General features: G+C 39.5%; 10 protein-coding genes. 7 read left to right on the top strand and 3 right to left on the bottom strand.

The window, feature by feature from the left end; genetic code table 11:
* Nucleotides 1–365 precede the first annotated feature (365 nt).
* From ACFSBH_RS19255 to ACFSBH_RS19245, 3 genes are all read right to left on the bottom strand, one after another.
* Nucleotides 366–1124, bottom strand: a complete 759-nt coding sequence (locus tag ACFSBH_RS19255; protein ID WP_379599223.1) for an IclR family transcriptional regulator — start codon at nucleotides 1122–1124, stop codon at nucleotides 366–368.
* A 170-nt stretch (nucleotides 1125–1294) separates the two neighbouring features.
* Nucleotides 1295–2635, bottom strand: a complete 1341-nt coding sequence (locus ACFSBH_RS19250; protein WP_379599221.1) for a sodium-dependent transporter — start codon at nucleotides 2633–2635, stop codon at nucleotides 1295–1297.
* A gap of 213 nt (nucleotides 2636–2848) precedes the next feature.
* Complete coding sequence (locus ACFSBH_RS19245; RefSeq protein ID WP_379599219.1) at nucleotides 2849–3133, bottom strand: phage holin family protein; 285 nt, start codon at nucleotides 3131–3133, stop codon at nucleotides 2849–2851.
* Nucleotides 3134–3317: 184 nt separating this feature from the next.
* Between ACFSBH_RS19245 and ACFSBH_RS19240 the strand changes: the two genes are divergently transcribed.
* The 7 genes from ACFSBH_RS19240 to ACFSBH_RS19210 all read left to right on the top strand — a co-directional run bounded on the left by ACFSBH_RS19240 (nucleotide 3318) and on the right by ACFSBH_RS19210 (nucleotide 11082).
* Complete coding sequence (locus ACFSBH_RS19240) at nucleotides 3318–3968, top strand: carboxymuconolactone decarboxylase family protein (protein WP_379599217.1); 651 nt, start codon at nucleotides 3318–3320, stop codon at nucleotides 3966–3968.
* Nucleotides 3969–4486: 518 nt separating this feature from the next.
* Nucleotides 4487–5509 carry a Gfo/Idh/MocA family protein gene (locus tag ACFSBH_RS19235; RefSeq protein WP_379599215.1) on the top strand — a complete coding sequence of 341 codons (1023 nt, stop codon included), beginning with the start codon at nucleotides 4487–4489 and terminating at the stop codon, nucleotides 5507–5509.
* A 50-nt stretch (nucleotides 5510–5559) separates the two neighbouring features.
* Nucleotides 5560–6372, top strand: a complete 813-nt coding sequence (locus ACFSBH_RS19230) for a sugar phosphate isomerase/epimerase family protein (protein ID WP_379599213.1) — start codon at nucleotides 5560–5562, stop codon at nucleotides 6370–6372.
* A 1-nt stretch (nucleotide 6373) separates the two neighbouring features.
* The gene (locus ACFSBH_RS19225; RefSeq protein ID WP_379599211.1) at nucleotides 6374–7360 is read left to right on the top strand and encodes a Gfo/Idh/MocA family protein; all 987 of its coding nucleotides are present in this window, start codon (nucleotides 6374–6376) and stop codon (nucleotides 7358–7360) included.
* A 74-nt stretch (nucleotides 7361–7434) separates the two neighbouring features.
* On the top strand, nucleotides 7435–8421 hold the full coding sequence (locus tag ACFSBH_RS19220; RefSeq protein WP_251512403.1) for an ABC transporter substrate-binding protein: 987 nt from the start codon (nucleotides 7435–7437) through the stop codon (nucleotides 8419–8421).
* Between the two features lie 73 nt (nucleotides 8422–8494).
* On the top strand, nucleotides 8495–10024 hold the full coding sequence (locus ACFSBH_RS19215; RefSeq protein WP_379599209.1) for a sugar ABC transporter ATP-binding protein: 1530 nt from the start codon (nucleotides 8495–8497) through the stop codon (nucleotides 10022–10024).
* The gene (locus ACFSBH_RS19210) at nucleotides 10021–11082 is read left to right on the top strand and encodes an ABC transporter permease (protein ID WP_379599207.1); all 1062 of its coding nucleotides are present in this window, start codon (nucleotides 10021–10023) and stop codon (nucleotides 11080–11082) included. The genes ACFSBH_RS19215 and ACFSBH_RS19210 overlap by 4 nt, the downstream gene beginning before the upstream one ends.
* Nucleotides 11083–11122 lie beyond the last annotated feature (40 nt).

The following is an 11122-nucleotide window of genomic DNA, read 5'->3' as shown; positions in this document are numbered from 1 at the left end:
TAACTTTACTGGGTTAGTTTAGTGTTGCCTTTTTTAAGGATAATGCACCTTGATAACTGAACAATTATTTATTTACCTCTTGACATATCACCGCAGGTCTTTAATTTAAATTCTCTATTTCTTCAGCTATTGTTGACTTGAAATTTAGTACTGATTATGTCTGATACTTTTTAAGACCTCCTTTATCATCTGTATTCCGTTAAATGGAATCTAAATTCCGTGAGTTATTTTAAATTCTAAGCGATTTCATGTAAAAAATCAACAGATAATTAATCTATTTATAAATTTTCTAAAAATTAGTGGTCCAAAAAGGGAATAAATAAAAAAACAAATCTGTTCTTCGGCAGATTTGTTTTAATAAGATATTAATTTCGATAACCTAACTCGCTTGAAATCATTTTCGCTGCGTTTATTAATTCGTTCAGTATTTCATTACCCTTTTCATCCGAGAATTCAATGACAGGCATACTGATTCCAAGGGCGGCAACCAACTGTCCGGCACCATCAAAAATAGGGCAAGAATACCCGATTGTATCTTTAAAAAATTCTTCTCTACTAAAGGCATAACCTTGTTTTTGGATCTTTGTCAGTTCCTGAATCAGCTTATCTCGATCGACAATCGTATTCGGTGCTATTTTTTTCAATTCCAACTGTTGCAGGTATTCGTTTCGTTTTGTTTCTTTTGTGTGTGCCAATAAGACCTTTGGCGCGGAACCTGCATATAACGGAGCACGGGCCCCTATTTTAATAACTAATCGCACTGGCTTGTTGCTATCCAGCTTTTCTACATAAACAGCTTCGTCTTCTTCGATAACCGCCAAATGAACCGATTCATTTAATTTTGCATTTATCTCTTTCATATAGGGAAGTGCGATTTCTCGATACTCTAGTTGATTCATCACTCGCATGCCCAATTGCAGTAGTTTCAATCCCAACTTGTATCTGACATCATGAGTAGAGTAGGGTACTTTTACTAATAATCCAGCTTCCACTAAAGAAGTGACTAATCTGAAGACGGTTGTTTTTGGCATATTGGATATCTCTACTAGTTCTAGTAAAGATAATTCCGCCTTATCATTGAAACAATCCAATAATTTAATTGCCCTTAATAGACTTTGACTCATTATGTTCACCTCGCACAGATAACAAGAGATCACTATCATTATTATATATCTTTTAATTATAGTGTAAGTGGGCATAAGTTTCCATTTAATAACCATTTCAGCAAACATGTTATCAAATAAAAAAGAGGTTAGGAAGATGGTGCCCGTCCATCTCCTAACCTTTGCATTCATTACTTACTGATTGCATCCACCATCACAACGATAATCAATACAGGAACAACATAGCGGATCAGGAAAAACCAAGCCTGAAACACACCGTATTTCAAATTGCTTCCTCGTTTTAATTCTTCATAAAGGGCAGATTTCTTCATTTTGAATGAAACAAAAATAGAAATCTGTAATGCACCAATTGGCATCAGTACATTACTTACTGTATAGTCTGCCAAATCAAAGATGGATTTCCCGAATAACGATATATCACTTAAAACGCCGAATGACAGGGCGGATGGGACACCGAAAAGAAAAATGGCTAAGCCGATGATCCACGCCCATTTTTTTCGTTTTGCCGGATTTCCTTTAGAAAGGACGGCTACGATAATTTCCAGCATCGAGAAAGCTGAAGTGAGTGTCGCAAATAAAAAGACGACGAGGAATGTTGCGAAAAACAGCATTCCAAATGGCATCTGACTGAAAATCGTCGGAAGCACGTTGAAGAGAAGGACAGGTCCTGCGTCAGGCTCCATCCCAAATGCGAATACCGCAGGGAATATAACGAGTCCAGCTAAGATGACGACCATTATATTCATTGCAACAATGGATAGGGCGGACTTTGGCATATTCTGCTCCTTCGACAAATACGCACTATAGGTGATCATACCAGTCACCCCGACACTTAACGTAAAGAAAGATTGCCCCATGGCCTCGAGAATGGTGTTGGAAGTCACTTTAGACAAATCAGGTTGGAATAAAAAGGAAACACCTGCAGATGCCCCGTCTAGAGTGATGGAACGGACCACTAGAATGATAAACAGGATGAAAAGTGCCGGCATCATGATTTTATTTGTCTTTTCAATACCGTTTTGGACTCCTCTTGTAATAACGAAAATGGTGATTACCATAAATAGGAGTTGTGCACCTATACTGATTACCGGATTTGCGACCGTATCAGCGAATAAGATTCCATATTCTGCTTCGGTTAATCCGCTCAGCTGCCCGGAAATCACTTTCCAAAAATACGTAATGATCCAGCCGCCAATCACACTGTAGAAAGAAAGCATGATAAAGACGGCTATCATACCAAGTACTCCAATAAAGTACCAGTTTGTTCCGGGGGCGATTGCTTTAAAGGAACCGACTGCACTCTTTTGTGCGGTTCTTCCTATAGAGAACTCAGCTAATAGCAGTGGTAAGCCGAGTATTACTGTAAATAAAAGAAAGATTATCAGAAACGCTCCACCACCATTTTGACCTGCGACATAGGGGAACTTCCAAATTGCCCCGAGGCCAATGGCAGATCCAGCGGCTGATAAAATAAATCCTAGTCTTGTAGAAAATTGCTCTTGCTGGCTCAAACTAAACTTCCTCTCGTATAGAATACTTCCCCATTTTACTTACACTAAGAAGGAAAGTCAAAGGAACTTTAAGGAACTATAAGCGGAAAGTTGATTGAAGACGTGTGGGAGTAATAAGGGTGGAGAAAAGAGAGGAGAAAATATACGATATATATGTACGGGATTATTGGGAGTTGTTGATCCACACTCCCACCTACTCAAGTTTTTTTCTGATTACTCTTCTTTTTTACGTTCTCTATTCTGTACACTTTTATCAATAATATTATGAATGATATCCTTGAATACCATTTCAGCTCCAGTCACTAGTATCCCTTGAACAACAGATGTTACATCAAATCCGAAATATAGAAGACAGGCAGTGACCGAAAAAAGAAGTTTTATCCAAGCGTGGGTCCATTTAGCGATGACTGGTGTTTGGTCGAGAATCAATCCGAGAAAATAAAGAGCTGGAATTAAAATAAATGCTTCCGCACGAATGTAAATTATAAAATCACTCATGATCATCAATCATCTCATAGCTTATGTTGGGGGAAATGATGTAATATAATATGTTTTTTTTATCGAAGTGGTTAATAAGAAGTCAAGCAACTATGTTGAGATTAGGAAGGAAACCATGTTAGTATAATTGTACTTAATTGTTTGAAAAGTCACGCTAAAAAATGAGGGAAAAGGGGAAATGACAATGTCGAATCTTTACGCAAAAGAAAACATGAAACACTTAGGCCACTTGAAGGAACTCGCACCAGAACAATTAAAAGCTTTCAATGAATTTAATGCAGCTGTTTTTAAAGAAGGGGCTTTGTCGAAGAAAGAAAAAGAAATCATTGCGGTGGCGGTTACTCAAGTGACGCAATGTCCGTATTGTATTGATGCTCATACGAAAGCTGCCAAAAAAGAAGGGGCAACATTGGAAGAATTGACGGAAGCTGCATTTGTAACAGCTGCAATTGAAGCAGGTGGTGTAGTTACTCATGGTACTCATGTACACCAAGCAAAAAATCAAGATGCTTCCGATGTTCTATACTCCCGCTCGAATTTGAAAAGTCTAGGCCAACTAGCCAAATATGCTCCAGAAGGATTTAAAGGCTACCAAGCGTTTAGTGCAGCATCTGTGAAGGCAGGTAAATTAAGCACGAAGTTTAAAGAAATTATTGCAGTAGCCGTTGCGAATGCTACTCAATGTCCATATTGCATTGACGTACATACGAAAAATGCGGACAAGGAAGGCGCAACAAGTGAAGAGCTGGCAGAAGCGATTATGGTTTCTTCCGCAATTTGTGCAGGTGGCGCTTATGCTCACATGGCAAATATGATTCAAAGTTATCAAGAATAAGGACGAGGTATGTGATTTTGAAGATGTTAATAAGGAAAGAAGCAAGGACAAGATAAATGTCTTAATCTTGCTCAAATTATGGTAATCATCATTTATAAGAGAATAAAGCTCAAGAGAATCATAGGTTTTATTAATAAATGATGTAACGAGGAAATGACGAAGTGTTAAACTTTCTTAATATAATAGGTTTTCTGGTTGAAGAGGGGATGAAAAGATGATTAAGAAATTCATTTCCATAGCCTCTTCAATTTTTTATGTTGTATTATTTCAATAGTAATCTATTGAACAAACATTTCTAAAAAGATTATGTTTTCAGTATTGACAAATAATTATGTCGGCTATAAAATAAAATGTAATCGTTTACAAAGAAAAAATATGATTTTACAAATGAGATAAGGGTTATACTATTAAGCTTTTTTCTTACTGAATTCATGGTTCGTGTCATTAGGCTGAGCACAGTAAATTATCTCTGGATCAGCAAATAAATAGAGTAACATCAAGAAAGAGGAGGTTCTTCCATGGAATTTAATGTAGGCATCATTGGATGCGGATCGATTACAAAATACAGACATGCACCAGAGTATAAAGCCAATTCACATGTTGATGAAATCATCTTTTATGATAGAAATCCGGAAAGAGCACAAAGTCTAGCCAATGAATTTAATGGCCGTACCGCTAAATCTGTAGAAGAATTACTTCAAGATCCCTCCATTATCGCCATCAGTGATTGTTCATCCAACGAAGTCCATCATATTCATACGACAAAAGCATTATTAAATGGAAAGCATGTACTTGTTGAAAAACCGATAGCTGTAAGCAGTGAGTATGCAGAAGAAATTTTGGAGGCTGAGCGTAAATCGGGAAAAAAGCTGATGGTCGACCATAATCAACGATTTACGAAAGCGCATCAAAAAGCAAAAGAAATCATTGCAAAGAAAGAACTTGGAGAAGTTCTAACCTTCAAGACTTCATTCGGACATGAAGGACCAGAAAAATGGGGGATAACGAAGTCGAATGCAACTTGGTTTTTCAAGAAAAATCGTTCACGTTATGGTGTTGCAGGGGATTTAGGAATTCATAAAATTGATTTGATCCATTTTCTATTGGATGACGAAATTGAAGATGTTCAGGCGTTCCACGGAGCATTGGATAAAGTCGATGAACATGGCGATTCAATAGAAGTCTGTGACAATGTTGTAAGCATCCTGAAAACGAAAAAAGGCAGATTAGGTACAGCATCATTTTCCTGGACGTACTATGGAAAAGAAGATAATGCCACTACAATTTATTGTCAAAAAGGAGTCATTAAAATTTACCATGATGGACTCGATCCGCTTGTCGTTGAGATGAATGATAGAACAATTATCAAATACGATGTGGAACAAATACAAACGAATGATAATCAAACAAATTCTGGTGTAATCGATGCATTCATTGATTGTATTATAAATGACAAAACACCACCAGTGACAGGACAAGAGGCACTTGCTTCATTAAAAGTAATAGAGAGTATGCTTGGGGAAAATGTGATACGAAATTGACGTGAAAGTCTGATCATTATCCATTACATAATACGGAATAGGGGGATGACATGTTTAATCAGATTGCCATTAACTCGAATACGTATAGTGGATTTTCGTTGGAGGAAGCTGTCCAAGGTGCTAGTAAAGCAGGGTTTTCAAAGATTGAATTGGCAGCAGTGGAACATACGCCCCATGTGCTTAATGGAATGTCTGAGAAGGAACTGCGGGATATAAAAACATTATTGGAATCATATAGGATGACTTGTATCGGAATCGGAGCACATAGCAACCTGATGACAGATGAAGGTATCGATAATTTATTGAAAGCAGTCGATCTCGCTGTATATTTTGATTGCAGCTACATCATCACCTCAACAGGTGAAGCACATGGAGATGGGGACGTCATAGAGGATGAAACAATTCTAGTACGCAATTTAACACCAGTCTTGGACAAATGTGAATCGAAAAACATCACGCTGGCAGTTGAGACTCATGGCAATAATTACGCAACGGGCAGCGCTCTTGGAAAATTATCCGAAAAATTGAATCGTCGTATCAAGATCAATTACGATACAGCTAACGTCATTTTTTATGGAGATGTCATGCCTTATGACGATTTGGAAGTGAGCATGGAGCATGTAGGCTTCATCCATTTAAAAGATAAGCTAGGTCATAATCAGGAATGGAATTTTCCTGCAATCGGTGAAGGGCATCTAGACTTTAGAAGAATATTCCATATCCTCGAGGAAAATAAATTTCCCGGGCCAATTAGTGTCGAAATTGAATTTACACCAGACGGTCCCAAAAATTTAGCCGAGGTGGACAAAGCGGTGAAAAGCTCGTTCGATTACCTGAAGAAACTATTGGGGCAGGAGAGTTGACATGCAGAGAATTGGACTTGCCGGTTTCGGTTTTATTGGAAAAACCCATCTGGAAGCATATCGGAAAATAAAGGATGCCGAAGTTACCGCTATATGCACGAGTACAGCCGTGGGTTTGGAAGAAGTGTTTGATGGAACTGTTCTAGCAGACTATGATGCTTTATTGGAGCGGGAAGATATCGATGTTATCGATATATGTGTACCGACATTTTTGCATGAAGAATATGTCATCAAAGCGGCGCGAGCGAAAAAGCATATTATCTGTGAAAAGCCACTAGCACTGACCACGGAAGCAGTAGAAAGAATAATGGAAGTTGTCCGGGAAGAAGGAGTCCAGCTTTTTGTTGGGCATGTACTTCGTTTTTGGCCGGAATACCGCTTGATCAAAGAATACGCAGAGTCTGACAAGTTAGCGGATGTAGAATTTATCCATGCTCAAAGACTCGGAACACTGCCGACTTGGAGCGACTGGTTCCAGTATCCTGAAAAAAGTGGCGGTGCCTTATTTGACCTCCATATTCATGATATTGATTTCGTCTATCATTTACTGGGAGAAGTGGAAAGCGTTTATGCCGCAGGAAAACAAAATAAATACGGTGCATGGAATCAAGTTATGACAACGCTTACTTTCAAAAGTGGAGCAAAAGCTTTTGTAGAGGCTTCTCATCGGATGCCAAGTTCCTTCCCGTTTACAGCTGCTATACGCGTACAATCTCAGCAGGAAGTAATGGATTATAAACTGATTGCGGGAGAGAACATGGAGCGAATCAGTAACCGTCAATTTGTTTACTATGCAGATAATGTATGCACCTCTCTTCAAGTAGAAGAGGAAGAGGCTTTTCAAACTGAACTCTCCTATTTCATCGATTGCTTGGAAAACAATAAGGAAAATCTAGTTATTCCACTTGATGATGTTTTGTATGTCATCGGGCTGATGCAGGAAATTGAGAAATCACTTATTACTGGAAGTGAGATTAAAGTCCTGTAGATGTAGAGTCCATAGTAAATAGGTAATGATGAGATTTAACAATCAATATATATATAAATTAAGGGGGCAATGTCATGAAAAAGTTATTGGGATTAATTGCTGTGTTGATGCTAGCTCTTGTACTAGTTGCGTGTGGTTCTGATACATCCGAAACAGAGGCGGAAAGCGCAAATGGCGGTAGTGATGAGGGAACTAGTGGTGACAAATACAAAGTCGGTATCCTTGCGCCTGCTGTGACACATGGTTGGGTCGCCGCAGTTGCTTATCACGCGGAAGAACGTGCGAAAGAATTATCTGATGAAATTGAATATCAAATCCATACTAGCACAGATGCAAATGAGATGACTTCCCAGCTGGATGACTTAAAAACGTGGGGAGCAGAAGTAATTGTCGCGTTTCCGCAATGGGAAGGAATGGAAGTACCGATACAGCAAGCGTTGGATGAAGGAATTGAAGTCGTCAACTTCGATATCGTCATCGATGTAGACGGTGTGTATCGAGTTGCGGGTGACAACTACGATATGGGAGTTCAAGGAGCGAAGTATATCGTGGATAAGATTGGTACAGAAGGAGAAGTTGTAGTGCTTGAAGTGCCATCAGCCGGATCCGTTTCCGAGTTAAGGACTGCCGGATTCATGGATACGATTGCTGAGATTGCACCAGATTTAAATATCCATACGTATGCGACCCAATTTACGAGGGAAGATGGTTTATCTGATTTTGCCGATATTTTAACGAGTTTAGATCAAATTGATGCTGTATATTCTTTGGATGATGAGACGTCAATTGGGGTATTGCAGGCGATTAGTGAAGCGGGCAGAGATGATATCCAAGTAGTCACTGGCGGCGGTGGTATGCAGGAATACTTTGAAATGATGCCTGGAAATGAAGATATTTGGATTCAATCCGCATTATACAGCCCTGCAATGGTAAAAGATGCGGTGGATGTTGCTGTGGATCTATTGAAGGGCAACACGGTAGAAGATGATACGATTATTCCGACGACAGTGGTAGACAGGGATAATTATGAAGAATTCATAGACTCCGGATCACCATATTAATTACGAAGCAAAAGAAAGAGGGTTATGGCCGAGCTATAGCCCTTTCTTTTCCATTTCTAGTCTTTTGGAGGTGATGGATGTGAAGATTGAGATGCAGCATATCGTGAAGTCCTTTGGGAGTAACCATGTGTTAAAGGATGTATCCCTATCCATTCAAGGTGGTGAGATATGCGCATTGCTTGGGGAAAATGGAGCGGGAAAATCAACGTTGATGAATATACTCGGAGGTGTCATCCAAAAGGATTCTGGTCAGATTTTGATGGATGGACAGGAAGTCATATTTGAAAGTCCAAGTGAGTCGCTGGACGCGGGCATTGCTTTTATACATCAAGAACTTAACTTAGTCAATGATTTGCCAATCTATGAAAATATGTTTCTTGGCCGCGAATTAAAAACAAAGCGTGGCAGCTTGGATCTTAAGCGAATGTACCAAAAAACAGTGGAGATATTTGAAAAAATGAATGTCGATTTGGACCCAAGGAGGATGGTACGAGATTTAGATGCCTCTTATAAACAGATAGTTGAGATCTGCCGTGCGATGATGATGAATGCCTCGATGGTTATTATGGATGAACCAACGACATCACTTACGGATACGGAGATTGAACGTGTCTTTCAAATGATGGAAACATTGAAAGAACATCATGTTGGCATCATTTTTATTTCCCATAAATTAAACGAAGTAATGAAAATTTGTGATAAATATTTTGTATTGAGGGATGGAATATTGGTGTCAGAAGGAAAAGTAAGCGAGGTCACAACAAAGGAATTAGCAAGTTACATGGTCGGTTTTGACGTGCGGACAGAATCATTAAGAAGAGAAAAAGAGCCTGATGATATGGGAGAAGAAGTATTGCGGGTGGAAAATCTAACTGATGCTGAACATTTCCGTGATATCCATTTCACACTCCATGCTGGAGAAATCCTCGGGGTAACGGGATTGCTTGGTGATGGCCGAAGTGAACTTTTTCAAGCGATATTTGGCGCAAGGCCAATACAATCGGGAAAGATTTATCTTCATGGGAAAGAAATGAATAGCAAAAGTACATACGAGGCAATCAACGCAGGAATTGCCTATCTGCCGCGTAACAGAAAGGAAAATGCCATCCTTAAAGACATGAGTATATTCGAAAATGCATCGATTACAACATGGCCGATGTTTGCTAAACGAGGAACCATTGATACAAGTAAGCATCAGCAAATTTTCAAAGAACAAAGAGATAAATTGCAAATAAAAATGAGGGAATGGACGGATAGTATTACGAGTCTTTCAGGAGGGAATCAACAAAAAGTCGTATTATCGAAATGGTTGGCAACAAATCCTCGAGTGTTGATTTTAGATAATCCGACGCAAGGTGTAGATGTCGGTGCAAAGGAAGACATTTACGATATCATCATTCAGTTGGCAGAGGAAGAAAATATTGCTGTCATTGTCCTTTCCAGCGAAGCACAGGAAGTAATCCGCGTGTGTGATCGAGCACTTGTCATGTATCACGGTGTGATTCAAGGGGAAGTCCGTGGCAATGACATGAACGAGAATATGATTATGCATCTGGCTACCGGCGGGGAACCGAAGATAAAAAGGAGGGAATATCAATCATGATTCCAAGTCCATCTCCGACACCACCTGTCAAACAGAAGAGAACATTCATAGAAGGTTTGAAACATAGATGGTCGAATGATCCTTTATTTAGTATTTTGATTGCCCTTATCATTATGGTTATTTTACAAACATTAACGTTAGGTTTCGATTATGGTTCATTTGGTGAATGGCTCCAGGCTTGGACAAACAACTGGATTAATATACTCAGAAACAATGCAGGTGTCGGTATTGTTGCTTTAGGAATGACCTTCGTTATCATGACCGGTGGAATTGATTTATCCGTAGGTTCCACCCTTGTCATTACCGGTGCATTCGCTATGTATCTATTGGATACAGGAGCATCTGGAATTCTCGGAGGGTTAGGAATTACTGGAGTTCCTGCGATTATGATAACGATTGTTCTAGTGATGGCATTCGGTATCCTGTTGGGAGGATTGATTGGGGTCACGATTACGAAAGGATTGGTCCCGCCATTTATTGCGACACTTGGGGCGATGATGATTTTCCGTAGTGTCACCCAACATTTCACCCAAGGATATAACACGACTGTTCCAACAGAATTTTTACAACTATCCAGCTTTAAAATAGGTAACCTCATGATCATGCCAATCATTTACTGGGCGATCATTGCTGCGATCCTCTATTATGTGTCCAAGCGCACGGTATTCGGTAGACAAATCATTGCTGTCGGTTCCAATGAACGTGCTGCCAAATTATCGGGAGTGAATGTCAATAAGGTCAAGCTTAGAGTGTATGCATTGATGGGGCTACTCGTATCAATTGCAGCAATTATTCAAGTATCCCGTATCGGTTCCATGGATTTTTCCAATGCAGGACGTGGTATGGAAATGGATGCCATTGCTGCCGCTGTAGTCGGTGGGACCCATATGCTTGGAGGGCGGGGATTTATTCTCGGTACGGTGTATGGCATGTTGATCATCGCGGTTATGAATAACTTATTGAACCTCTTTGGAGTTCCGCCGTTCCTAAGAGAAGCGTTTAAAGGATTAATCGTCATCGTGGCGGTGTTGTTGCAGAGGAAGAGTGAACAGGGATAGAGAATAACTAAAAAAATGCGAGTTCTAACTATATTAGACT

The organism is Oceanobacillus luteolus, from assembly GCF_042678205.1.
In the GTDB taxonomy this organism is placed as follows: Bacteria; Bacillota; Bacilli; order Bacillales; family Amphibacillaceae; genus Oceanobacillus; species Oceanobacillus luteolus.
Note: the sequence above shows the minus strand (reverse complement) of the source record. Positions and strands in the feature narration are given on the sequence as shown.

What these genes read in the sequence shown, in the direction of transcription:
- ACFSBH_RS19245 (WP_379599219.1), bottom strand. Translation starts at nt 3,133, where the DNA reads ATGAGTGATTTTATAATTTACATTCGTGCGGAAGCATTTATTTTAATT.
- ACFSBH_RS19235 (WP_379599215.1), top strand. Translation starts at nt 4,487, where the DNA reads ATGGAATTTAATGTAGGCATCATTGGATGCGGATCGATTACAAAATAC.
- ACFSBH_RS19210 (WP_379599207.1), top strand. Translation starts at nt 10,021, where the DNA reads ATGATTCCAAGTCCATCTCCGACACCACCTGTCAAACAGAAGAGAACA.
- ACFSBH_RS19240 (WP_379599217.1), top strand. Translation starts at nt 3,318, where the DNA reads ATGTCGAATCTTTACGCAAAAGAAAACATGAAACACTTAGGCCACTTG.
- ACFSBH_RS19220 (WP_251512403.1), top strand. Translation starts at nt 7,435, where the DNA reads ATGAAAAAGTTATTGGGATTAATTGCTGTGTTGATGCTAGCTCTTGTA.
- ACFSBH_RS19230 (WP_379599213.1), top strand. Translation starts at nt 5,560, where the DNA reads ATGTTTAATCAGATTGCCATTAACTCGAATACGTATAGTGGATTTTCG.
- ACFSBH_RS19255 (WP_379599223.1), bottom strand. Translation starts at nt 1,124, where the DNA reads ATGAGTCAAAGTCTATTAAGGGCAATTAAATTATTGGATTGTTTCAAT.
- ACFSBH_RS19215 (WP_379599209.1), top strand. Translation starts at nt 8,495, where the DNA reads ATGGATGTGAAGATTGAGATGCAGCATATCGTGAAGTCCTTTGGGAGT.
- ACFSBH_RS19225 (WP_379599211.1), top strand. Translation starts at nt 6,374, where the DNA reads ATGCAGAGAATTGGACTTGCCGGTTTCGGTTTTATTGGAAAAACCCAT.